At 64.6% G+C, this 21,043-nt stretch carries 23 protein-coding genes and 1 pseudogene; 11 read left to right on the top strand and 13 right to left on the bottom strand.

The window, feature by feature from the left end; all coding sequences use genetic code 11:
- Positions 1-10: 10 nt before the first annotated feature.
- Complete coding sequence (locus tag CCK88_RS16105; RefSeq protein ID WP_086471588.1) at positions 11-625, top strand: 2,3-bisphosphoglycerate-dependent phosphoglycerate mutase; 615 nt, start codon at positions 11-13, stop codon at positions 623-625.
- A gap of 126 nt (positions 626-751) precedes the next feature.
- Here CCK88_RS16105 and CCK88_RS16100 read toward each other — a convergent pair whose 3' ends face one another.
- The gene (locus tag CCK88_RS16100) at positions 752-1,621 is read right to left on the bottom strand and encodes a methylated-DNA--[protein]-cysteine S-methyltransferase (protein WP_086471587.1); all 870 of its coding nucleotides are present in this window, start codon (positions 1,619-1,621) and stop codon (positions 752-754) included.
- 72 nt (positions 1,622-1,693) lie between these two features.
- The gene (locus tag CCK88_RS16095) at positions 1,694-2,173 is read right to left on the bottom strand and encodes a DUF2244 domain-containing protein (protein ID WP_086471586.1); all 480 of its coding nucleotides are present in this window, start codon (positions 2,171-2,173) and stop codon (positions 1,694-1,696) included.
- Between the two features lie 48 nt (positions 2,174-2,221).
- Here CCK88_RS16095 and nth point away from each other — a divergent pair, with 48 nt between their 5' ends.
- On the top strand, positions 2,222-2,914 hold the full coding sequence (nth, locus tag CCK88_RS16090) for an endonuclease III (protein WP_086471585.1): 693 nt from the start codon (positions 2,222-2,224) through the stop codon (positions 2,912-2,914).
- 64 nt (positions 2,915-2,978) lie between these two features.
- On the opposite strand, the gene CCK88_RS16085 is transcribed toward nth, so the two are convergent.
- A complete protein-coding gene (locus tag CCK88_RS16085; protein WP_086471584.1) occupies positions 2,979-3,434 on the bottom strand; it encodes a DUF2214 family protein in 456 nt (151 codons plus the stop codon).
- 59 nt (positions 3,435-3,493) lie between these two features.
- Here CCK88_RS16085 and CCK88_RS16080 point away from each other — a divergent pair, with 59 nt between their 5' ends.
- Positions 3,494-4,054, top strand: coding sequence for a TetR/AcrR family transcriptional regulator (locus tag CCK88_RS16080; RefSeq protein ID WP_086471583.1), 561 nt, complete (start codon positions 3,494-3,496; stop codon positions 4,052-4,054).
- A gap of 3 nt (positions 4,055-4,057) precedes the next feature.
- On the opposite strand, the gene CCK88_RS18510 is transcribed toward CCK88_RS16080, so the two are convergent.
- The gene (locus CCK88_RS18510) at positions 4,058-4,234 is read right to left on the bottom strand and encodes a hypothetical protein (protein WP_170926525.1); all 177 of its coding nucleotides are present in this window, start codon (positions 4,232-4,234) and stop codon (positions 4,058-4,060) included.
- Positions 4,235-4,490: 256 nt separating this feature from the next.
- Here CCK88_RS18510 and CCK88_RS16070 point away from each other — a divergent pair, with 256 nt between their 5' ends.
- Positions 4,491-5,495, top strand: coding sequence for an adenosine kinase (locus CCK88_RS16070; RefSeq protein WP_086471581.1), 1,005 nt, complete (start codon positions 4,491-4,493; stop codon positions 5,493-5,495).
- 171 nt (positions 5,496-5,666) lie between these two features.
- Here CCK88_RS16070 and pyrF read toward each other — a convergent pair whose 3' ends face one another.
- Positions 5,667-6,368: an orotidine-5'-phosphate decarboxylase gene (gene pyrF, locus CCK88_RS16065; RefSeq protein ID WP_086471580.1), complete on the bottom strand. Its 702-nt coding sequence runs from the start codon at positions 6,366-6,368 to the stop codon at positions 5,667-5,669.
- A 150-nt stretch (positions 6,369-6,518) separates the two neighbouring features.
- Here pyrF and CCK88_RS16060 point away from each other — a divergent pair, with 150 nt between their 5' ends.
- Entirely contained in the window at positions 6,519-6,956 is a 438-nt protein-coding gene (locus CCK88_RS16060; RefSeq protein ID WP_170926524.1) for a MarR family transcriptional regulator, read from the top strand.
- Here the strand turns inward: CCK88_RS16060 and CCK88_RS16055 are convergent.
- Together CCK88_RS16055 and CCK88_RS16050 are read right to left on the bottom strand one after the other, a co-directional pair.
- Positions 6,953-7,528, bottom strand: coding sequence for a histidine phosphatase family protein (locus CCK88_RS16055; RefSeq protein ID WP_425290646.1), 576 nt, complete (start codon positions 7,526-7,528; stop codon positions 6,953-6,955). The two genes, CCK88_RS16060 and CCK88_RS16055, sit on opposite strands and share 4 nt — an antisense overlap.
- 38 nt (positions 7,529-7,566) lie before the next feature.
- Positions 7,567-8,112 carry an NADPH-dependent FMN reductase gene (locus CCK88_RS16050; RefSeq protein WP_086471577.1) on the bottom strand — a complete coding sequence of 182 codons (546 nt, stop codon included), beginning with the start codon at positions 8,110-8,112 and terminating at the stop codon, positions 7,567-7,569.
- 115 nt (positions 8,113-8,227) lie between these two features.
- Between CCK88_RS16050 and CCK88_RS16045 the strand changes: the two genes are divergently transcribed.
- Positions 8,228-8,629, top strand: coding sequence for a VOC family protein (locus tag CCK88_RS16045; protein ID WP_086471576.1), 402 nt, complete (start codon positions 8,228-8,230; stop codon positions 8,627-8,629).
- Between the two features lie 331 nt (positions 8,630-8,960).
- Here the strand turns inward: CCK88_RS16045 and dnaJ are convergent, their stop codons facing one another.
- The 4 genes and pseudogenes from dnaJ to CCK88_RS16025 form a co-directional block, all read right to left on the bottom strand.
- Positions 8,961-10,094: a molecular chaperone DnaJ gene (dnaJ, locus tag CCK88_RS16040; protein WP_086472008.1), complete on the bottom strand. Its 1,134-nt coding sequence runs from the start codon at positions 10,092-10,094 to the stop codon at positions 8,961-8,963.
- Between the two features lie 351 nt (positions 10,095-10,445).
- A pseudogene (locus CCK88_RS16035) lies at positions 10,446-10,735 on the bottom strand (GIY-YIG nuclease family protein).
- A gap of 191 nt (positions 10,736-10,926) precedes the next feature.
- Positions 10,927-12,846, bottom strand: a complete 1,920-nt coding sequence (dnaK, locus tag CCK88_RS16030; protein WP_086471575.1) for a molecular chaperone DnaK — start codon at positions 12,844-12,846, stop codon at positions 10,927-10,929.
- Between the two features lie 219 nt (positions 12,847-13,065).
- Positions 13,066-13,398 (bottom strand): hypothetical protein, encoded by a 333-nt coding sequence (locus CCK88_RS16025; protein ID WP_086471574.1) that lies wholly within the window; start codon positions 13,396-13,398, stop codon positions 13,066-13,068.
- 150 nt (positions 13,399-13,548) lie between these two features.
- Here CCK88_RS16025 and CCK88_RS16020 point away from each other — a divergent pair, with 150 nt between their 5' ends.
- The gene (locus CCK88_RS16020) at positions 13,549-15,339 is read left to right on the top strand and encodes an aminodeoxychorismate synthase component I (RefSeq protein WP_086471573.1); all 1,791 of its coding nucleotides are present in this window, start codon (positions 13,549-13,551) and stop codon (positions 15,337-15,339) included.
- Complete coding sequence (gene pncA / locus CCK88_RS16015) at positions 15,336-15,971, top strand: bifunctional nicotinamidase/pyrazinamidase (protein ID WP_086471572.1); 636 nt, start codon at positions 15,336-15,338, stop codon at positions 15,969-15,971. Before CCK88_RS16020 ends, pncA begins: the two co-directional genes overlap by 4 nt.
- Before the next feature lie 201 nt (positions 15,972-16,172).
- Here the strand turns inward: pncA and grpE are convergent, their stop codons facing one another.
- Both grpE and hrcA read right to left on the bottom strand, forming a co-directional pair.
- Positions 16,173-16,757 carry a nucleotide exchange factor GrpE gene (grpE, locus tag CCK88_RS16010; RefSeq protein ID WP_086471571.1) on the bottom strand — a complete coding sequence of 195 codons (585 nt, stop codon included), beginning with the start codon at positions 16,755-16,757 and terminating at the stop codon, positions 16,173-16,175.
- Between the two features lie 109 nt (positions 16,758-16,866).
- A complete protein-coding gene (gene hrcA / locus CCK88_RS16005; RefSeq protein ID WP_086471570.1) occupies positions 16,867-17,949 on the bottom strand; it encodes a heat-inducible transcriptional repressor HrcA in 1,083 nt (360 codons plus the stop codon).
- Positions 17,950-18,089: 140 nt separating this feature from the next.
- On the opposite strand from hrcA, the gene rph reads away from it, so the two are divergent.
- The 3 genes from rph (at position 18,090) to hemW (ending at position 20,982) form a co-directional block, all read left to right on the top strand.
- The gene (gene rph, locus CCK88_RS16000; protein WP_086471569.1) at positions 18,090-18,806 is read left to right on the top strand and encodes a ribonuclease PH; all 717 of its coding nucleotides are present in this window, start codon (positions 18,090-18,092) and stop codon (positions 18,804-18,806) included.
- 205 nt (positions 18,807-19,011) lie between these two features.
- Positions 19,012-19,656 (top strand): non-canonical purine NTP pyrophosphatase, encoded by a 645-nt coding sequence (locus tag CCK88_RS15995; protein ID WP_086471568.1) that lies wholly within the window; start codon positions 19,012-19,014, stop codon positions 19,654-19,656.
- Positions 19,657-19,824: 168 nt separating this feature from the next.
- The gene (hemW, locus tag CCK88_RS15990) at positions 19,825-20,982 is read left to right on the top strand and encodes a radical SAM family heme chaperone HemW (RefSeq protein WP_086471567.1); all 1,158 of its coding nucleotides are present in this window, start codon (positions 19,825-19,827) and stop codon (positions 20,980-20,982) included.
- Positions 20,983-21,043 lie beyond the last annotated feature (61 nt).

Raw genomic sequence — 21,043 nt, 5'->3', positions numbered from 1 at the left:
GACCCAATACATGAGCGGAACGCTGATCCTGGTGCGTCATGGCCAAAGCGAATGGAACCTCAAGAACCTCTTCACCGGCTGGCGCAATCCCAACCTCACCGAAAAGGGCGAGGGCGAAGCCCGCGCCACCGGCAAGGCGTTGAAGGCCGCCGGCATCGTGCCCGATCTCTACTACACCTCGGCCCTCCGGCGCGCCCAGCACACGCTCGACCTGATGCTCGAGGAAATGGGCATTCTCAACGTCACCATTACCCGCAATGTGGCGCTCAACGAACGCGACTATGGCGACCTCTCCGGCCTCAACAAGGACGACGCCCGTGAAAAGTGGGGCGAGGAGCAGGTCCACATCTGGCGCCGGTCCTTCGACGTACCCCCGCCGGGCGGTGAATCGCTCAAGGACACCGCCGCCCGCACCCTGCCCTATTACGAAGCCGAGATTCTGCCCCAGCTCAAGGCGGGCAAGACCGTGCTGGTCGCCGCCCACGGCAATTCGCTGCGCGCCCTGGTCATGGCCATCGAGGGCCTGACCCCGGACGAAATCCTCGCCCGCGAAATCGGCACCGGCGAGCCCACCACCTACAGGATCGGCCCCGACGGCAAGCTGGTCGAACGCGTGACGCTGTAATCGGCTGACCCGCACAGCGTCCAGGACCCCGATTGCGTCCTCGGTCGCGACGAATGGCCCTCGGATCAAGGCCGAGGGCGGCACCGCGTGAGCTGGTATTTCACGGATTCACGTGAAGCAAAAATCTCAATGCGCCGCCGAAACCACCCCGGCTTCCCAGCCGAGGATCGCGCGCTTCCTTGGTACCCCCCAGTGATAGCCCGTCAGCGCACCCGATGTGCCTACCACCCGGTGGCAGGGCACGACGAAGCTGATCGGGTTTTTTCCCACTGCGGCGCCCACGGCGCGGGACGCGCTGGGTCGGCCGATATGGTTGGCCACGCCCGAATAGGTCGCCGCCTTGCCCACCGGGATTTTCAGCAGCGTTTCCCAGACCTTCACTTCGAAATTCGTGCCGATCAGCACCACGCGGACCGGTTGCTCGGCAGACCAGCGCGCAGGTTCGAAGACGCCGGCCACCAGCGGCGCGATGCGCGCGTCATCGCGGCTGAACCGTGCATTGGGCCAGCGATTGGCAAGGTCGGCAAACGCCGCCTCGATAGTGGTTTCGCCGTCGGCAAAGCCAAGCCCCGAAATGCCATACTCCGTGGCCGTCACCACGGCGAGGCCGAAGGGCGACGGCGCCACGCCCCAGATCATGTCGAGCCCGGCCCCGCCGGCGCGAAACACGCCCGGCGGCATGGCCTCGTAGGTCACGAAGAGGTCGTGCAGCCGCGATGTGGACGAGAGACCCACTTCATAGGTCGTGTCGAGCACGCTGGCCTGGCCGCGCAGCAGGCTCTTGGCATGGTCGAGCGCCACGGCCTGGGCAAAGCTTTTGGGTGTGAGGCCGCACCAGCGGCGGAAGAGGTCGGTCAACTGCCGCTCGGTCAGGCCCAGTGCCCGCGCGAACCGGCCCAGGTCGGTGGCATCGGGTCCGTTTTCGCTGAGATAGCGAATGGCGGCGCGGATGGTTTCGTAATCGCTGTCGGGCGCAAGCGTCACATGTTGGTTCATGTCCGGGTCCCTCTTCTGGGTGTCCTGACGGTCTAGCGCCAGACCATCCCGGCGGCGACCCGGTTTTGACCGTCAGCCGGTCCGGCGCGCCTGTCGCAGGGCGGCGCCGAATGCACGGGCAAAGCTGCCCTTGTCGGTCGCGCTGAGGAAAGAGCCCAATTCGGTTTCGTCCGTGCCCAAGCGCAGGAAAACACCGGTCGTGCGCTCGAACTGGTCACGCTCGAGCCGCAGCCTGATCTGCTTGGGGTTGAAGCGCTGCAGCTGCTTTTCCGCCCCGGGCAATTGCGTCGCCACTTCCAGCTGGTCGGGCCACAGCGTCACCTGCTGGCTGGTGCGCTTGCGGCGCGCCTGCCGCAGCCCCAGGACCACGAGACTGCCTGCCGCGATGCCGAAGGCCAGGAGGCCGGGCAGCAGGAAGGCGGGAATGGCAAGCAGGAATGGTGTGCCGACGATGCCGGCCAGGGTCAGCGCAATCCATCCGCCCGCCATCCGCAGCGAATGTTCCGGCCGCAGCGTGGCGGCAAAGAGCGGGGTTGTGGTGGTGACTTGCATCGCGCGACCTCTTGGCCGAAATACTGGCAGAAAATCGGGGCCGAGAGAATGCCAAGAGTTAAAAAAGTGAAAACGCTTGGCAGGGCCGAAGCCGAAGCCATCTTCGAGCGCTTCCACGACATCGAGCCCGAGCCCAAGGGCGAGCTCGACTACATCAATGCCTTCACGCTGCTGGTCGCGGTGGTGCTATCGGCCCAGGCCACCGACGTCGGCGTCAACAAGGCGACCCGGCGCCTCTTCGAGCTGGCGCCCGATCCGGCTTCCATGGTGGCCCTCGGTCTTGAGGCGATCACCGAGCACATCAAGACCATTGGTCTGTTTCGCGGCAAGGCCAAAAATGTCCTCGCGCTCAGTCAGATGCTGATCGACCTGCATGGCGGCGAAGTGCCCGCCGATCGCGAAGCGCTCGAGGCCCTGCCCGGCGTTGGCCGCAAGACAGCCAACGTGGTGCTCAACATCTTCTTCAAGCAGCCCACCATTGCCGTCGACACCCATCTGTTCCGGGTCGGGAACCGCACCGGCCTCGCCCCAGGCAAGACCCCGCTGGACGTTGAAATGGCGCTGACCCGGCAAGTGCCCGAGCGCTTCATGCTGCACGCCCACCACTGGCTGATCCTGCATGGTCGCTACATCTGCAAGGCCCGCAAGCCCGAATGCTGGCGCTGCCCGATAAGCCAATGGTGCCTCTTCGAACCCAAGACTCCGGCGCCGAATTTGCCGCTGGCCAAGCATGTGGGTTGAACGCAATCCCCACCCACATGCACCGGGGTGACGATCCCTAGGGGCCATGCGCTGTGCTCCCGAGCTAGTTCCCATACCCGCGCGCCATCATCGCCGCAAAAATCGGGATCAGCAGCAGCACCCCGGCCTGTAGATGCAGGAACCGCCGGTTGCGGCTCACCTCGTCGGCCGGTGGCAGGTAGTCGGCCACCCCCTCGCCCGCCTTGACCCAGCGCCGGATCGCCATGGTCGGCGGAATAGCGAGGAGCCCCATGACCAGAAAGGCGCCCATCTTGCCCCAGAAGGCGTGGTTCCCGACATAATATTCCCAGCCCACGGTGCCGAAGATCACCCGCAAGATGCCGATGATGATCACGACGCCCGCTATCCCGCCATAAGCCGCGTCGACGCGCGCCAGCTGGCTCACGCCCCTGGCCGAAAGCCCCGGCCGCAGCAGCGCGAACTCGGCGGCAAACAGGCCCACCAGCGTGAACACCGCGAGGTGATGCGCTATCGCTAGAACCAGATCGACATCGATCATTTGCCTTCATTCCCCCGACATGTAATCAGTGCACACATCATTCTGACTATAAGTGAACGATGTCAACTTCTTCCAATAGCCCCTATCACCACGGCAATCTGCGTCAGGCCCTGCTCGAAGCGGGGCTGATTATCCTCGAAAAGCAAGGTGAGGCGGGTCTCGGCCTGCGCGATCTGGCACGCGCTGTTGGCGTATCTCCGGCAGCCCCCTATCGTCACTTCGACAGTCGCGCGGCTCTCCTCGAGGCTCTTGCCGTCACCGGGTTCCAGCGCTTTTCCGCTCGCATGGAGGCGGTCGCCGCGACCCGGCCGGACAATCCGATGGCCGCCATGGGCAAGACCTATGTCGTCTTCGCCCTGCAAAATGCCAATCTCTTTCGGCTCATGTTTTCGCCGCAGCTCAAGAAGGACGCCCGCCCCGGCCTCGCCATGGCATCGTCAGCCGCTTTCGATACCTTGCGTCATGTGGTTGGCGGCGATGTGGGCGCTGGCCGGATCAAGGCGCTGGCGGCATGGGCCAAGGTGCATGGCCTTGCGGTCCTGCTGCTCGATGGCCAGATCGCCCTGCGCGCCGGCGAGGATACCGAGGCACTGATTGGCGAGATCATCTCAAGTCTCTGACGCTCACGCTGCGCTGGCAGCCTCGCCCTTTACCTGTTCGATCAGCCGTTTGTAGTAGACGATGATCGAGCCGATGCGCTTGGCCTGGCCGGGATGCTTCAATCCCAGCTCAACCAGGTCCCGTGCCTCGTTCATCAGGATCTCGACGATGTCGTCCCGGCGTGTGGAAACCGTGCTCATCCACGTCCAGGCCCGCAGTTTCCGGCACGAGTGCCGCAGCCTCTCTTCCAGTTCCTCTGCGCTCAGCATCTTCGCCTCAGCCACCATACGACTGCGCAACTGCCCGGCGCCGTGCCGGTTCCCGGACGGGAGAGCCGATGGTCAACAGGCGGTTAACCCCAGCCGCCGGGGCCGAGCACCGGCCGAAACCGTTGCCCGCTTCCCCGTCATGCTCTAAACCCGCTCACGGCCTTAACCGAACTGCCGGATCCCTCACATGACCCAGACCCGCTTCGACGTGCTGACCATTGGCAATGCCATCGTCGACATCATTGCCCCCGTCGAACCTGGCTTCATCGAACGCGAAGGCATGAAGGAAGGCATCATGCACCTGATCGATACCGATCGGGCCGAAGACCTCTATGGCAAGATGCCGCTTGGCCGGCAGCAGATTTCGGGTGGCTCGGCCGCCAATACCGCGGCAGGCGTTGCCTCCCTCGGTGGCCGCGCCGCCTTCGTGGGCAAGGTCGCCGACGATCCACTGGGCGATGTCTTCGAGACCGATCTCGATGCGATCGGCGTCCACTACAACACCACGCGCCTCAAGGGTGGCGCGCTGACCGCCCGCTCCATGATCTTCGTCTCGCCCGATGGCGAGCGCACCATGAACACCTATCTCGGCGCCTGCCACGAGCTGACCGAGCGCGACATCAAGCCCGACGAGATCGGCGGCGCCGCCATCACCTACATGGAAGGTTTTCTGTGGGACCCGGTGGAAGCCAAGAAGGCCTTCGTGCTGGCGGCTCACTATGCCCACAAGCACGAGCGTGCCGCGGCTTTCACCCTGTCCGATCCCTTCTGCGTCGATCGCTACCGCGCCGAATTCCTCGACCTGATCCGCTCCAAGACCATCGACTACGTCTTTGCGAATGTTCACGAGCTCAAGTCGCTCTACGAAACCGACGACCTGGGCGAGGCGGTCCGGCAGATTGCCAAGGATGCCGAGGTGGCCGCCATCACCATGGGCGCCGATGGCGCCATGGCCGTGTTCAACGGCGAAGTGGTTTCGGTCCCGGCCTTCCCGGTCGAACAGGTTGTCGACGCCACCGGCGCCGGAGACCTCTTTGCCTCCGGCTTCCTTCTCGGCCTCGCCCGCGGCCAGACCATCGAATCCGCCCTCAAGACCGGATGCCTCGCCGCCTCCGAAGTCATCTCCCACATCGGCGCGCGCCCGCAGCTCGATCTGGCGCAGCTGACGCAGAAGCATGGGCTGGCTGGGTGACGAGAGAAACGCCCTAAGCTCTGGGCGTAAGCACGGGCCTTCGACCCAAACCCTCTCTCCCCGAATAGGAGGGTCAGAGGCACATCGCGTTCATCGACGACGCTGAAGCAGGCACCGGCAGACACCTCCCCCTGTTTCAGGGGGAGGCCGGGTGGGGGCTCTCTCTCTCTCTCAGGCCAGGCTCACCCGCTTCCCGTTCATCTCGTCCAGGATCGCTCTTGCCGCCGCCGCCGGGTCTGCGGCCTCGATGATCGGCCGTGCCACCACCAGATGCGAAGCGCCCGCATTGAGCGCGTCGGCTGGCGTCATGGCGCGCTTCTGGTCACCCAGGGCCGCGCCCGCCGGCCGGATGCCAGGGGTCACGACAGCCATCTTCGAGCCCACGATGGTGCGCACCATTTCCGCTTCCTGCGCCGAGGCGACGATACCGCCGATCCCGGCTTCGCGCGCCTGCTGGGCGCGGAGCGCCACGAGCCCGGCCGCATCGCGGGCATAGCCGGCATCCTTGACGTCCTCGTCGTCCATCGAGGTTAAGACGGTGACGCCCAGCACGCAGAGGCCCGAGCCCGCGGCGGCCTTCTGCGCGGCGCGCATGGTCTTGGGATAGGCGTGGACCGTCAGCATGGTCGCGCCGGTCTCGGCGATGGCCGCCGCTCCCTTTTCCACCGTGTTGTCGATATCGAGCAGCTTGAGGTCGAAGAACACCTTCTTGCCCGCCGCCAGCAGCGCCTTGCCCAGCGCCAACCCATCCGCGCCATAAAAGCACTGATAGCCGATCTTGTAGAAATCCACCGTGTCGCCGAGGAGCGACACCACCTCCTCGGCGCGCGCGCGCGAAGAAACGTCGAGGCCCACGATCAATTGGCCAGCCATGCTGCAGATCCTTTCGCTGATTTGCCACCCGGTCGCACAAGAGCGGCGCGAGGGCAAGCTTTCTCTTGTCCGCAACACCGCAGAATGGGCTTGCCCGGCATTGCTATGGCATCATATCAGGCAGGGTATTCGGCCTCTTGGGATTATTTCATGCAGCAACAGGCATTGGCGGCCATGGTCGCCTGGATGCGTCTTGAATCCGCGCTCAAGGCATTCGAGCTCGATCTCAAGCGCCGCCACAACATCACCACGCTGCAACTGGCCGTGCTTCACATCGTGTCCGAACGGCCGCACATCCCGCTGGCGGCGCTGCGCAAGGCTCTGCTCGCCCATGCCGCCACGCTCGGCCAGGCCATCGACGACCTGCGCCGCAAGGGCCTTTGCCAGGTGCGGACCAATCCCGAGGATCGCCGCGCCCGCAATGTGTCCCTCACCGAGGCCGGTGCCACCCTGGTGGCGGCCCAGCCCATGGCCGGCCCCATGCGCCTGCGTGACGTCGAGGGCGAAACCGAACGCCTGGATCGTCTCGCGCCCGCGCTCGGCGACGCGCTGGAGCTCTTCGGCCTCGATCCGTGGACGCGGCGCTAGGCCGAGGCGAACCAGTCCGGCCCGATCTCCTCCATCGGCGTCCAGTCGGTCAGCAATTGCCGCGCCGAAAGATCGAAGAGGAAGCCGTTTCCTCCACCCGGGCCGCCGATGCGGCCCTGGTCTTCCTCGCGCGAGATCCGACGGTTGCCGATCCGGCATTTGAGCAGCGTCCCGACTGCGCCATGGCCGCAGAAGATCACGGGCATGTCCGCCGGCACCGAGGCCAGCGCCGTGCGCACTGTGGCCACGATCCGCGCCTGCGCGTCGATCGCCCGCTCCCAGCCGTCGGCGCTTTGCTGTGGGTGGGCGAAGAACCGGTCGGCATGGGCCTCGAACAGCGCCGGCGGCAGGAAGCCGGTGGCCGAGCGATCGTTCTCGCCCATCTGATGGTCGGACAGCACCGGCGTGCCCGACGCGGCTGCCACCAGTTCGGCCAGCTGCAGCGCCTTGGTCTCGCGGCTCGAAAACACGATCGTGCCCACCGGCACCACGCCGCGCTGGGCAAAGGCCTCGGCGCGCGCCCGCCCCTCGGCCGACAGGCCCCACAGCGGCACCGGTACGGCCGCATCCATCGCGACCTGGGGATGGGTGAGATAGAGCGCGCGCAATCCTATCCTCGGCTGAAATGGGTGAGCTCGCTCACCATCTGCTCGACCTTGCGGATGATGGCGGGCTCGCTCGGATCACCGTTTTCGTCAAATGCGGCTTCGGCGGGGCCGATGCCAAGCAGCGTCGGTACGATCAGCGTTCCCACCTTGGTGAGACTGTCCCTGAGGTGGCTCAAGGACCATATGGTGCCATACTTTCCCGAAGAGACGCCGCCGATGCCGAACACGGCGTGGCGAAACGGGCTCGGCTTCTGCCGGCTGAGCCAGGTGACCGTGTTGACCAGCAAGGGCGGTATGCCGCCATTGTATTCGGGCGTCGCGATGAAGACGATGTCATGGCTGCGCCACATCTCGGCCAGTCGCCCGGCTGCCTCGGGCACGTTGTCGGGTTCGAGATCCTCGTTGAAGATCGGCATCGGGTAATCGCCGAGGTCGATTTCGGTCACCTTGACGCCGGCCTCGGTGAGCTTGCGGCCCATATGCTGTTGCAGGATACGATTGTAGGACCCCTTGCGGATGGACCCCGAAAGGGTGAGCGCCGTCTTCATGTCGCCTCCTGATGTCTCGATAGTGTCGAAACTGGCGCGGCCCGCTCGTCGGTGCAAGTGAATTGGCGAGGTGCTGTCCAATACAAGGGGCGCACCCACACTCGGGAGTTAGAAAATGGCCAACATGATCTTCGTCAATCTGCCGGTTACCGACCTCAAGGCCTCCATGGCCTATTACAAGGCGCTCGGCTTCGACCATAATCCGCAGTTCACCGACGACACTGCCGCCTGCATCGTCATCAGCGACACCATCTTCGTGATGCTGCTCACCCACGACAAGTTCCGCCAGTTCTCGAGCAAGCCCATTCCGGATGCCAAGACGCAGACCGGCGCGCTCTACGCCCTCTCGCGCGATAGCCGCGACGCGGTCGACACGATCGCCGATGCGGCGATTGCAGCCGGCGGTACCGAAACCCGCGACGTCCAGGACTACGGCTTCATGTATGGCCGCGCCGTCGCCGACCGTGATGGCCACGTCTGGGAATACACCTGGATGGACCTCAGCCAGATGCCCTGAGAGCCGGCCCATAGGGCAAACCGCGCCAGTGGCGCGATTTGAGGCGACCAGGCCATGAGAGCTGTGCTCGAATGGCACGACGCCGAGACAAACGCAGACCCACCTCCCCCTCGACGGGGAGGTAGCGACGCTAGGCCTGAAAGGCCATAGCAAAGCTAGGTGGGGGTAACCCTTCTTCCCTTGTGGGAGAAGGTGCCCGAAGGGCGGATGAGGGGGCTTGCGCAAGTGAGACCGGCGCCCGCCGAAACCTCGTGCCATTCGAGCGCAGCTCTCATGGCCTTGAGGCCTCAAATCGCGCCATAGGCGCGATTTGGCCGCGAAGCGGCCGGCCTCAAGCCTCGAACATTTTCTTGAGCTTGTCGAAGAAGCCGCCTGATGTGGGGCTGGTTTCTTCGGTTTCGAGCCGGGCAAACTCTTCGAGCAATTCGCGCTGGCGCTTGCTGAGGTTCTGCGGCGTCTCGATGTCGAGCTGCACGTAGAGGTCGCCGATATCCTTGCTCCGGAGCACCGGCATGCCCTTGCTCTTGAGGCGAACGCGCTGGCCCGGCTGGGTGCCGGCAGGCACCTTCACCTTGGCCCGCGCCTGGTCGAGCGTGGGCACTTCGAATTCGCCGCCCAGCGCCGCCGTCGTCATCGAGATCGGCACGCGCGCGTAAAGATCGGCGCCGTCGCGCTGGAACAGCTGGTGCGGCTTGATCGAAACGAAAATATAAAGGTCGCCCGGCGGGCCGCCGCGGATGCCGGCCTCGCCCTCATTGGCAAGGCGGATGCGCGTCCCGTCCTCGATGCCCTTGGGCACGTCGACGCTGAGCTTGCGGTTCTGCTGGCGACGGCCCTGGCCGCCGCAATCGGTGCAAGGCTGGTCCATCATCTGGCCGCGGCCCTGGCAGACCGGGCAGGTCCGCTCGATGGTGAAGAACCCCTGCGCCGCGCGCACCTTGCCATGGCCGTTGCACTGCCGGCAGGTATGGGTGCCGGTGCCGGGCTTGGCGCCCGTACCGTCGCAGGTTTCGCAGCCGGCCAGCGTCGGCACGTCGATTTCCACCGTACGGCCGTCAAAACTCTCCTCGAGCGAGATTTCGAGATTGTATCTCAGGTCCGAGCCGCGCAGCTTCGAGGCGCCGCCGCCGCCGCGACGACCCCCGCCGCCCATGAAGTCCCCGAAAATGTCCTCGAAAATGTCGGACATCGACGAATTGAAGTCGGCGCCGAAGCCACCCCCCTGCCCGCGCCCGCCATTTTCGAAGGCGGCGTGGCCGAACCGGTCATAGGCCGCGCGCTTCTGCGGATCCTTGAGCGTATCGTAGGCTTCGTTGATTTCCTTGAATTTGTGCTCTGCCTCATTGTTCCCCGGGTTGCGGTCGGGGTGAAACTGCATGGCGAGCTTGCGATAAGCGCTCTTGAGGGCGGCATCATCGGCGCCTTTCTGGCAGCCGAGCACCTCGTAGAAATCGCGTTTGGACAAGGTCAACTCTCTCGTCTTCGTCGCGCCGGTATGGTCGTCGCGCTGAATGAAAATAAGCAAAAGCCGGCTGCGCCGGCCCGTTCACCCGCATATGGGCAGGCGCGGCGGTATTAGCAAGGGCAGCGCGGGGGATCAACACATAGCGATTCACGTGAAACGCCACTGCAATGGGCCGGACAGGTGGGGCATTCTCCGCCCTCCCCGTTCCGTCACCACCCGGCTTGACCGGGTGATCCATCTCTTCCCACCTTGGATGGGTAAAGGGCTACGTCTGCATCCTGGCAACGAAGAAAACGGCTGCTTCCATTCCTTCGTCATTGCCCGGTTGGTCCGGGCAATCCATGCGATGCCTCAAGTTCCCAACAACCAGTCCGAAACGTCTTTCCACTCGGGATTGGCGGATTCGATCAGGTTAATCTTCCATTGCCGAGGCCACCTCTTGATCGCTTTCTCCCGCCGGATAGCGGCAATCACGAGGCATGGCGCTCGATCCAGACCAGCGTCTTCACCCCATATCGCGAGGTGAAACTAGGCGTGAGCGCGTGCTGATGCTCGAACCAGCGTCGGGACGGATTTGTCGTCACGCCCGTATAGAGCGTCCCATTCTTCCCCGACGCGAGAATGTAGACGTATCCCCTCATGCAATGAGCTTGCCGCGAAATGGACCACCCGGACAAGCCGGGTGGTGACGATGGGGGCGGAAGCGTGGACTTCCCGTCTCATCGTCATTGCCCGGCTTGACCGGGCAATCCACCTTTCTTCCCTTTTCTCGCCCCCCAAAAACAAAGGCCCCGGTGTTTCCACCGGGGCCTCGTCATTCATTCAACCAGGCTTACGCCGATTTCTTGTCGTCGTCGCCGTCCTTGACCTCTTCGAAGTCGGCGTCGACCACGTCGTCGTCGTCATCGCGGTCGGCAGTGCCGTTGGCCTTGGCTTCGGCTTCCGCCTGCGATGCCTTGTACATGGCTTCGCCCAGCTTCATCGAGGCTTCCGCAAGGGTTGCGGTCTTTTCCTTGATGGCTTCGGCATCGTCTCCATCCAGCACCGAACGCAGGTCGGTGATGGCGGTTTCGATGGCGGCCTTGTCCTCGGCCGAAACCTTGTCGCCATAGTCCTTGAGCGACTTCTCGGTCGAGTGGACCAGCGATTCGCCCTGGTTCCTGGCTTCCACCGCTTCGCGCTTGCGCTTGTCGGCTTCGGCATTGGCCTCGGCATCCTTGACCATCTTTTCGATGTCGGCGTCGGAGAGACCACCCGAGGCCTGGATGCGGATCTGCTGCTCCTTGCCGGTGCCCTTGTCCTTGGCCGACACGTTGACGATGCCGTTGGCGTCGATGTCGAAGGTCACTTCGATCTGCGGCACGCCGCGCGGTGCGGGGGGAATGCCGGCAAGGTCGAAATTGCCCAGCAGCTTGTTGTCCGCCGCCATTTCACGCTCGCCCTGGAAGACGCGGATGGTCACCGCATTCTGGTTGTCTTCGGCGGTCGAGAAGGTCTGGCTCTTCTTGGTCGGGATCGTGGTGTTGCGATCGATCAGGCGCGTGAACACGCCACCGAGCGTTTCGATGCCCAGCGACAGCGGGGTCACGTCGAGCAGCAGCACGTCCTTGACGTCGCCCTGCAGCACGCCGCCCTGGATGGCAGCACCCAGTGCCACGACTTCGTCCGGGTTGACGCCCTTGTGCGGCTCCTTGCCGAACAGCTGCTTGACCGCTTCCTGCACCTTGGGCATGCGGCTCATGCCGCCCACCAGCACGACTTCGTCGATCTGGCTGGCCGAGACGCCGGCATCCTTCATCGCCTGCTTGCACGGCTCGATGGTGCGCTGGATCAGGTCATCCACCAGCGATTCGAGCTTGGAGCGCGAAAGCTTGAGCGTCAGGTGCTTGGGGCCCGAAGCATCCGCCGTGATGAACGGCAGGTTGATTTCGGTCTGCGTGGCGCTCGAGAGTTCGATCTTGGCCTTTTCGGCAGCTTCCTTGAGGCGCTGCAGCGCGAGCTTGTCGGAGCGCAGGTCAATGCCCTGCTCCTTCTTGAACTCGTCGGCCAGGTAGTCGACGAGGCGCATGTCGAAGTCTTCGCCACCAAGGAAGGTGTCGCCATTGGTGGACTTCACTTCGAAGACGCCGTCGCCGATCTCGAGGATCGACACGTCGAAGGTACCGCCGCCAAGGTCATAGACCGCGATCGTGCCCGAATTCTTCTTGTCGAGGCCATAGGCCAGCGCAGCGGCGGTCGGCTCGTTGATGATGCGCAGCACTTCAAGGCCCGCGATCTTGCCGGCATCCTTGGTCGCCTGGCGCTGCGAATCGTTGAAATAGGCGGGAACGGTGATCACGGCCTGCGTGACGGTCTCGCCGAGATACGATTCGGCGGTTTCCTTCATCTTCTGAAGCACCATGGCCGAAACCTGCGAGGGCGAATACTTGTCGCCCGAAGCCTCGACCCAGGCGTCGCCATTGTCGGCAGCCACGATCTTGAAGGGCACGAGGCCCTTGTCCTTGGCCACGACCTTGTCGTCGTAGCGGCGGCCGATCAGGCGCTTGACGGCGAACAGGGTATTTTCCGGATTGGTCACGGCCTGGCGCTTGGCCGGCTGGCCGACAAGGCGCTCGCCGTCCTTGGAGAATGCCACCATGGAGGGCGTGGTGCGCGCGCCTTCCGCATTTTCGATGACCTTGGGATTGCTGCCGTCCATCACGGCAACGCAGCTATTGGTGGTACCCAGGTCGATACCGATAACTTTAGCCATTACTCTGCCTCTCTCTCAGCGAACCCACCGCGAAGCCCTCTTGTCAGAGCAGCCTCTTGGCCCCTCGGGGCCGGGTCCCTCGTAGGTTTGAAAATCGCCCCTTGCGGGGCCTGGGGGGTATATAGGGGGGTGCGAGAGGGGCTTCAAGCGCGACTTGGTGGAGTTTTTTGGGTCGCCGTCGCTTGGGGGGCCGCCCGGCTTCGGGGCGGCCCGCCGGGGTCAGTCGTTGATCGTGTAGGAGCTCAGTTGGCAGATGTCGATCTCTGGTTCGATCAGCTCTGCACCGTTGTCCATCACGAACTTGAAGTCGTATAGGCACTGGTCGGAGCCGTCGCCGATCGTGGCTGTCGCCTGGTATCCCGCTTCCAGCACGCCGCTGTCGCCAAGCAGGTCATCACCCCAGTGATCCTCGTTGCTCGGCGTGGTGTAGAAGTAATGGAGGTCGTAGGACGAGTTGTTGATGACCGTGAATTCCACGGTCTGTGCCGCGGCGGGCGCGATGCCGGCCACGAGCGCAAGGGCGGCAAGGCCGCCCAGCAGGATCTTGTTCATGAAAATGCCCTCTGCCGGAACGAATGCTGCTCCGGACGCAACGATAAATGCCACTGAAGAACATATCGGCCAAGAGTGATTCGCGTTGGCCCCGTCTTCGGGATGCGAAAAATGGTTACGGCGCTCTCGGCAATCGACTAGAACGGCGCGATGATCACCACGGGCACTGTGCTCCTGCACGACAATCTCGGCACCGGCGGCCAGAACCTCCTGTTCACGGCGCCGCGCGAGGTGCTTGTCGCGCACACCGCCGACCAGGCGCATGCGGCTCTCGCCCGCCTTGAGGCAGCCGGCCGTGAGGGCCTTTGGGCCGCCGGCTACCTCGCTTACGAGCTGGGTTTTCTGTTCGAGGAACGTCTTGCTCGCCTGCTGCCGCCGCGCAGCGAGATGCCGCTTCTCTGGCTCGGCCTTTACGACGCGCCCCGGCAGCTGAGCGGGCAGGATGTCGATCGCCTCCTCTCAGGCGCACCCGAAGGACGGGCGGCTGCGGTCGCTCCCGATCTCGATTTCGACGCCTATCGCGCGGCCTTCGATCGCGTCGAGGCCCTCATTGCAGCCGGCGATACCTATCAGGTCAACCTGACCTTGAGGGCCGGTTTCACGCTCGAAGGCGATCCCCTCGGCCTTTATCGCACGCTCGCGGCCAGCCAGCCTGTCGCTTACGGCGCCTATATCCATGCGGGCGACCATCACGTGCTCTCGCGCTCGCCCGAGCTTTTCGTGTCCGGCACCGGGGACATCCTCAGGGCGCGGCCCATGAAAGGCACAATGGGACGCGGCCGCACGCTCGCCGAAGACGAAGCGGGCCGGGCCGCCCTTGCCGCGGACCCCAAGAACCGCGCCGAAAACCTGATGATCGTCGATCTCCTGCGCAATGACCTGGGGCGCATCGCCGAGACCGGCTCCGTCCGCGTCACCGACCTCTTTACGGTCGAAACCTATCGCAGCCTCCACACCATGACCTCGGGCATCGAGGCGCGTCGCAAGCGTGGCGTCGGCATTGGCGAGGTCCTCGCCAATCTCTTTCCCTGCGGCTCCATTACCGGCGCGCCCAAGCTCCGGGCCATGGAAATCATCCACGCCGTCGAGGCCGGCCCGCGCGGCCTCTATACCGGCTCGATCGGCTATGTCGCGCCCTCGGGCGATTTCAGTTTCAACGTCGCCATCCGCACGGCCGTCATCGACGCCGGGGGGCGCGGCACCATCGGCATCGGCGGCGGCATCGTCGCCGACTCCACGGCCCGGTCCGAATACGATGAGGCGCTCCTCAAATTGACGTTCCTGTCCGACCCTGCCCCGCCCGTCACCCTGATCGAGACCATGCTGTGGACCCCGCAGCATCGATATGTGCTGCTCGAACGCCACATCGAGCGCCTGATCGCCTCGGCCCGCTATTTCCGCATCCCGCTTGATCTCGGCGCCATCTCGACTGCCCTCCAGGATCTGCAGGCCGGTTTCGAGAGCGACATGCGCGTGCGCCTCACCGTCAGCGCCGAGGCGGGCCACGCCCTCACCAGCACGCCCCTGCCGCCGACGCCCCCGGTCATGCGCTTCGTCATTGCGCCCGAACGCGTCACCTCCACCAACCTCTGGCTGGCGCACAAGACCACCAATCGGCAGATGCTCGACGCGGCCCGCCAACGCGCCATGGAGAGCCAAGGCGTCGACGAGGTCGTCTTCCTCAACGAACGAAACGAATTGACCGAGGGCTCGTACATGTCCCTATTTGTGGGCAACGGCGACGGTGTCTTTCGCACCCCGCCGCTCACCGCCGGCCTCTTGCCCGGAACGCTGCGTGCGGACCTGATCGCCTCGGGGGCCGCGCAGGAACAGGTGCTGACGCTCGATGATCTGCGCCAGGCGGGGTCGGACATCTATCTCGGCAATTCGGTACGCGGCGTCGTGCCGGCGGTTTGGGTAAAAACAGAGGATCCAGCATGACGCTCACGGTCAATCCAGAGGACGTCCTTGTCGTCGTCGATGTGCAATACGATTTCCTGCCCGGCGGCAGTCTTGCCGTCTCCGGCGGCGACGAGATCGTGCCGCTGATCAACCAGCTTGCCACGCGCTTTGCCAATGTCGTCCTCACCCAGGACTGGCATCCCGCCGATCACGTCTCCTTTGCCAGCCAGCACGCCGGCAAGGCGCCGTTCGACACCATCGACCTGCCCTACGGCACCCAGGTTCTCTGGCCCGATCACTGCGTCTGGGCCACCCGTGGCGCCGAAATATCGAGCGATCTCAACATCCCCCACGCCCAGCTCATCATCCGCAAGGGCTTCAGGCGCGCCATCGACAGCTATTCCGGTTTCCAGGAAGCCGATCGCGAAATCCTCACCGGCCTTGCCGGTTATCTCAACGAGCGCGATGTCGGCCGTCTCTTCGTGGTCGGCCTCGCCACCGATTTCTGCGTCGCCTGGACCGCCCTCGATGGCGTCGCCGGCGGCTTCGACGTGACCGTCATCGAGGACGCGACACGGGCCATCGATGCGGATGGCTCGCTGAGCAAGGCCTGGGCCGACATGACCGACGCCGGCGTCGAACGCATCCAGAGCCGGGAAATTTTGGGCTAGTCCGCGTGCCGCAGGCAAAATCGCTCCAGTGGAGCGATTTTAGCGGGCTAGGCCATGAGAGCTACGCTCGAATGGCGGGGCATGGCTCCTGCTCACCCCCCGTCTAGAGGATGTGTCGCACCCGAGATGTGCACAGGTCCTCCTGCCGAAACAAAAAGGGCGCCCACCGGGCGCCCCTTCCAATTCAAGCCCGCAAAGGCATCAGGCGCTCTTGTCCACGCCGTCGTCTCCGGCCGGAGCCGCCGCACCGCCCTTGGCGACACCCACCATGGCCGGGCGCAGCACGCGTTCGCCAATGGCAAAACCTTCCTGCACCACCTGCACCACCGTGCCCTCGGGCACGTTGGGGTTGGGCACTTCGAACATCGCCTGATGCTTGTGCGGGTCGAATTTCTGTCCCGCCGCCTCGATCGGCTTCACGCCGTGCTTGGCCAGCAGCCGCTGCATTTCGCGGTCGGCCAGCTCGATCCCGTCGATCAGGCTCTTGAGCGAACCGTCGGCGGTCTCCCGCACCTCGGCCGGGATCACCATCAGCGCCCGGCTCAGGGCGTCGGTTGCCGTCAGCATGTCGCGCGCAAAGCCGGCAATCGCATAGGAGCGGGTATCGGCCACGTCGCGCTCGGTGCGCTTGCGCAGGTTCTCCATCTCGGCTGCCACGCGCAGCACGCGGTCCTTGAGTTCCGTATTCTCGGCGCGCAGCGCCTCGACCGGATCGATTTCCGGCGTGTCGGTCGCAGGGATTTCGGTTTCCGGCGTTTCGCCCTGGGCGGCGTTTTCGTCGCTCATCTGGTCTTCTTCCCCAATTGGCTAAATCTCTTGCCCGCCATATCGGCCAATGATGGACTGAATTCAAGCGCCGAGCCCAGGAGAATGCAAAATCGCGCCGCGCCTGCCCCTACGTCCCGCGCTTGCGGGCCATCATCGAGCTGATGACATTGGCGGTGTAATCCACCACCGGCACGATCCGCGCATAGTTGAGCCGCGTCGGCCCAATCACCCCGAGCACGCCCACGATCCGGTCGTTGGCGTCCTTGTAGGGGGAAAGGATCACCGATGAGCCCGAAAGCGAAAACAGCTTGTTCTCCGAGCCGATGAAGATGCGCACGCCCTGTGCCCGCTCGGCATCGCCCAGCAGTTCAAGCAGCCCATCCTTGCTTTCCAGCTCGTCGAACAGCTGGCGCATCCGCATCAGCTCGTCGCTTTGCATCGTGTCGTTGATGAGGTTGGCGCGGCCGCGCACGATCACCGTGGGGGCAGAATTGCCGCTCGGCGCCGACAGCGTGGCAATGCCGGCATCCACCAGTTTCTGCGTCAGTTCATCGAGTTCGGCGCGCTGTTCGGCCCGCCTTTCGTTGAGCACCTTGCGCGCTTCCGACAATGTCCGGCCCACGACGTAGTGGGCCAGGTAATTGCCCGCCTGGGTCAGGGCGCTGGCCGTATAGCCCGGCGGCAGGTCGAGAATGCGGTTTTCCACCTGCCCGTCCTCGCCCACCAGCACCGCCATGGCCCGCGCGGCGTCGAGCCGCACGAATTCGATATGCTTGAGCACCATGTCGGCCTTGGTGGCGATCACCACGCCGGCCCCGTGGCTCAGCCCCGACAGCAGCGACGACGCTTCCGCCAGCACGTCTTCCACCTGCGCATGGCCAGCCGTGCCCTGGATGTGCCGCGCGATCTGGCTGCGTTCGCTCTCGTTGATCGTTCCGATCTCGAGCATGGAGTCGACGAAGAAGCGGAGGCCCTGTTGCGTCGGCGCCCGGCCGGCCGACGTGTGCGGCGCCGCGATCAGCCCCAGGTCCTCGAGGTCGGCCATCACGTTTCGGACAGAAGCGGGCGATAGTTCCACCTGCAGCAGGCGGCTCAGGTCGCGCGAGCCGACCGGCATGCCGGTATCGAGATAGCGCTCCACCAGCCGCCGGAAAATCTCCTGGCTGCGGGAATTGAGCACCGAGAGAAAGTCTTCTTCCGGCCTGGACATGGGGTTTGATTAAACTCGTCGACTTTAACCTTGGCTTCTCATTTAGGCCCTTCGTCCCCATCCGCCAAGCGCCCGGCGCTTGTGAGCGCGCTCCGGGAGGGTTAAGAGGCGGTTAACGGCAATTACAGACTGGAATCACGATGCGGCCATCCGGACGGCAGCCAAGCGACATGCGGGCAGTAACCCTTGAGCGCAACGTCGCCATGAAGGCCGAAGGCTCCTGCCTCGTCGCCTTCGGCAACACCAGGGTTCTGTGCACCGCCTCGGTCGAAACCAGCGTTCCTGGCTGGCTGCGCGGCAAGGGCCAGGGCTGGGTCACCGCCGAATACGGCATGCTGCCCCGCGCCACCGGCTCGCGCACCCGCCGCGAGGCGACCGCCGGCAAGCAATCGGGGCGCACCCAGGAAATCCAGCGTCTCATCGGCCGCTCGCTACGCGCCGTGGTCGATCTCGAGCTTCTTGGCGAAGTCCAGATCACCCTCGATTGCGACGTGCTCGAAGCCGATGGCGGCACCCGCACCGCCTCCATCACCGGCGCCTATGTGGCGCTGGTCGATGCCATCAGGTGGATGGACGAGCGCAAGCTGACCAAGGGCCAGGCCCTCAAGGACAGCGTCGCTGCCGTCTCCTGCGGCATCTATCGCGGCACGCCGGTTCTCGATCTCGACTATCTCGAGGACGTCGAGGCCGAGACCGATGCCAATTTCGTCATGACCGGTTCCGGAAAATTCGTCGAAATCCAGGGCACCGCCGAAGGCGCGCCGTTCTCGCGTGACGAACTCCAGTCCCTCATGGCCCTCGCCGAACAGGGCATCGGCGAACTGTCCGTCATGCAGAAAGCGGCCCTCGGCGTATGATGGGCTGGCTAAAGAACCCCTCACCCGTCTCGGCCTTTGGCCGATCCACCCTCTCCCACAAGGGGCGAGGGGGAGCCGGCGCAGGTCCGAGCGCGGTGCCCCCTTCTCCCCTTGTGGGAGAAGGTGCCCGAAGGGCGGATGAGGGGGCCTTCAATCAAGATCATTGCCCCATCTGGAACGACATAACCCGCGCTTTGGAGGCCAAATGACCATTCCCCGCCTCAAGGCCGGTGACCGCCTCTGCATTGCCACTCACAATGCCGGCAAGCTCAAGGAATTCCGCGAGCTCTTCGAGCCTTTCGGCCTCGAACTTGTTTCTGCGGGCGACCTCGGGCTCCCCGAGCCCGAAGAAACCGGCACCACCTTTGCCGAGAACGCCCGCACCAAGGCGCATGCCGCAGCCCGGGGCGCCAACATGCTTGCGCTGTCCGACGACAGCGGCATTTCCGTCGATGCGCTCAACGGCGAACCCGGCGTCTACACCGCCGACTGGGCTGGCGTGCCGCGCGATTTCAACCGCGCCATGAAGCGCGTTGAGGATGCCCTCCAGGCTGCCGGCGCCATCTCGCCGGGACAGCGCCGGGCGGCCTTCAACGCCACCCTGTGCCTCGCTCACCCCGATGGCCGCGACGTGCTCTATGTCGGCAAATGCGAGGGGACCCTGGTCTGGCCCCCGCGCGGCGATCAGGGGCATGGCTACGATCCCATGTTCATGCCCGATGGCTACGACATCACCTTCGGCGAAATGCCGCCCGAGGTGAAGCACTCCTGGTCACCCGGCCAGCAGGGCCTCAGCCACCGCGCAAGAGCATTCGCGCTGTTTGTCGAGCAGCAGATCGATCATGGGTAGGTCGGTGCCGAACCAGGTGACCCCCACCCCGACCCTCCCCCTGAAGAAGGGGGAGGGAGTCAGGCCTGCGTTTGATCCAGACATCCGCGGACTGCATCTGCCTGCCCCTCCCCCTTCTTCAGGGGGAGGCCGGGTGGGGGTTTTCTTGGCTTCTCACAGGTGCCGTCCATGACGCAAAATCCCAACGACCTCTTCGGCGTCTACGTCCACTGGCCGTTCTGCGCGTCCAAGTGCCCCTATTGCGATTTCAATTCCCACGTTCATCGCGGCCCCTTCGATGAAGACGCCTTTGTCGAGGGCTACAAGCGCGAGATCGCCCATATGGCCGCGCTTTCGCCCGGCCGCCTGGTGCAATCGGTTTTCTTCGGCGGCGGCACACCGTCGCTGATGTCGCCCAAGGCCGTCGGCACCATTCTCGATGCCATCGCCAACGCCTGGGAGATCGATCGCAGGGCCGAAATCACCCTCGAAGCCAACCCGACCTCGGTCGAGGTCGAGCGCTTCAAGGGCTTCCGCGCAGCGGGCGTCAATCGTGTGTCGCTGGGCGTCCAGTCGCTGCGCCCGGGTCCCTTGGCCGAGCTTGGTCGCCGCCACACGGTCGAGGAAGCTGTTGCCGCCGTGCGCATCGCCCAGAGCGTCTTTGATCGCTCGAGCTTCGATCTCATCTATGGCCGTCCCAAGCAGACCCTCGAGGATTGGGAAGACGAGCTCAAGGAGGGTCTCTGGCTCGCCCAGGGCCATATCAGCCTTTACATGCTGACCATCGAGCAGGGGACGCGCTATTTCGACCTGCATCAGGCCGGAAAGCTCAAGATGCCCAACGAGGATCTGGCGGCCGACTTCTACGAGCTGACCCAGGAATTGACCGCCGCTGCGGGCATGCCGGCCTACGAGATTTCCAACCATGCCGTTCCCGGCCAGGAATCGCGGCACAACATGCTCTATTGGCGCTATGGCGAATATGCCGGCATCGGCCCGGGCGCGCATGGCCGCCTCATGGTCAATCACCAGCGCCACGCCACCGCCACCGAACGCCTGCCCTTCGACTGGCTCAACCTCGTCAACAGCCAGGGCCACGGCATGATCACCGACGATGTCCTCACCTGGGAAGAACAGGGCGACGAATATCTGGTCATGGGGCTGCGCTTGAAGGAAGGCATCTCGCCGACCCGCTTCATGTCCATTTCGGGCCGCGGCATTTCGGAAGCGCAGATCATGGCCCTCAAGGGCTACGGTTTCCTCGAAACCCTCCCCAACGGCAATCTCCGCGTCACCGACAAGGGCTTCCCCGTCCTCGATGCCGTGGTGGCCGACCTGGCGGCCTAGCCGCGCAGCGACACCTCTCCCTCGGGGGAGAGGTCGGCCGAAGGCCGGGTGAGGGGGCCTT

It is taken from the genome of Devosia lucknowensis, from assembly GCF_900177655.1.
Lineage (GTDB): Bacteria > Pseudomonadota > Alphaproteobacteria > Rhizobiales > Devosiaceae > Devosia > Devosia lucknowensis.
Note: the sequence above shows the minus strand (reverse complement) of the source record. Positions and strands in the feature narration are given on the sequence as shown.

What these genes read in the sequence shown, in the direction of transcription:
- CCK88_RS16105 (WP_086471588.1), top strand. Translation starts at nt 11, where the DNA reads ATGAGCGGAACGCTGATCCTGGTGCGTCATGGCCAAAGCGAATGGAAC.
- CCK88_RS16100 (WP_086471587.1), bottom strand. Translation starts at nt 1,621, where the DNA reads ATGAACCAACATGTGACGCTTGCGCCCGACAGCGATTACGAAACCATC.
- CCK88_RS16095 (WP_086471586.1), bottom strand. Translation starts at nt 2,173, where the DNA reads ATGCAAGTCACCACCACAACCCCGCTCTTTGCCGCCACGCTGCGGCCG.
- nth (WP_086471585.1), top strand. Translation starts at nt 2,222, where the DNA reads ATGCCAAGAGTTAAAAAAGTGAAAACGCTTGGCAGGGCCGAAGCCGAA.
- CCK88_RS16085 (WP_086471584.1), bottom strand. Translation starts at nt 3,434, where the DNA reads ATGATCGATGTCGATCTGGTTCTAGCGATAGCGCATCACCTCGCGGTG.
- CCK88_RS16080 (WP_086471583.1), top strand. Translation starts at nt 3,494, where the DNA reads ATGTCAACTTCTTCCAATAGCCCCTATCACCACGGCAATCTGCGTCAG.
- CCK88_RS18510 (WP_170926525.1), bottom strand. Translation starts at nt 4,234, where the DNA reads ATGAGCACGGTTTCCACACGCCGGGACGACATCGTCGAGATCCTGATG.
- CCK88_RS16070 (WP_086471581.1), top strand. Translation starts at nt 4,491, where the DNA reads ATGACCCAGACCCGCTTCGACGTGCTGACCATTGGCAATGCCATCGTC.
- pyrF (WP_086471580.1), bottom strand. Translation starts at nt 6,368, where the DNA reads ATGGCTGGCCAATTGATCGTGGGCCTCGACGTTTCTTCGCGCGCGCGC.
- CCK88_RS16060 (WP_170926524.1), top strand. Translation starts at nt 6,519, where the DNA reads ATGCAGCAACAGGCATTGGCGGCCATGGTCGCCTGGATGCGTCTTGAA.
- CCK88_RS16055 (WP_425290646.1), bottom strand. Translation starts at nt 7,528, where the DNA reads ATGGATGCGGCCGTACCGGTGCCGCTGTGGGGCCTGTCGGCCGAGGGG.
- CCK88_RS16050 (WP_086471577.1), bottom strand. Translation starts at nt 8,112, where the DNA reads ATGAAGACGGCGCTCACCCTTTCGGGGTCCATCCGCAAGGGGTCCTAC.
- CCK88_RS16045 (WP_086471576.1), top strand. Translation starts at nt 8,228, where the DNA reads ATGGCCAACATGATCTTCGTCAATCTGCCGGTTACCGACCTCAAGGCC.
- dnaK (WP_086471575.1), bottom strand. Translation starts at nt 12,846, where the DNA reads ATGGCTAAAGTTATCGGTATCGACCTGGGTACCACCAATAGCTGCGTT.
- CCK88_RS16025 (WP_086471574.1), bottom strand. Translation starts at nt 13,398, where the DNA reads ATGAACAAGATCCTGCTGGGCGGCCTTGCCGCCCTTGCGCTCGTGGCC.
- CCK88_RS16020 (WP_086471573.1), top strand. Translation starts at nt 13,549, where the DNA reads ATGATCACCACGGGCACTGTGCTCCTGCACGACAATCTCGGCACCGGC.
- pncA (WP_086471572.1), top strand. Translation starts at nt 15,336, where the DNA reads ATGACGCTCACGGTCAATCCAGAGGACGTCCTTGTCGTCGTCGATGTG.
- grpE (WP_086471571.1), bottom strand. Translation starts at nt 16,757, where the DNA reads ATGAGCGACGAAAACGCCGCCCAGGGCGAAACGCCGGAAACCGAAATC.
- hrcA (WP_086471570.1), bottom strand. Translation starts at nt 17,949, where the DNA reads ATGTCCAGGCCGGAAGAAGACTTTCTCTCGGTGCTCAATTCCCGCAGC.
- rph (WP_086471569.1), top strand. Translation starts at nt 18,090, where the DNA reads ATGCGGCCATCCGGACGGCAGCCAAGCGACATGCGGGCAGTAACCCTT.
- CCK88_RS15995 (WP_086471568.1), top strand. Translation starts at nt 19,012, where the DNA reads ATGACCATTCCCCGCCTCAAGGCCGGTGACCGCCTCTGCATTGCCACT.
- hemW (WP_086471567.1), top strand. Translation starts at nt 19,825, where the DNA reads ATGACGCAAAATCCCAACGACCTCTTCGGCGTCTACGTCCACTGGCCG.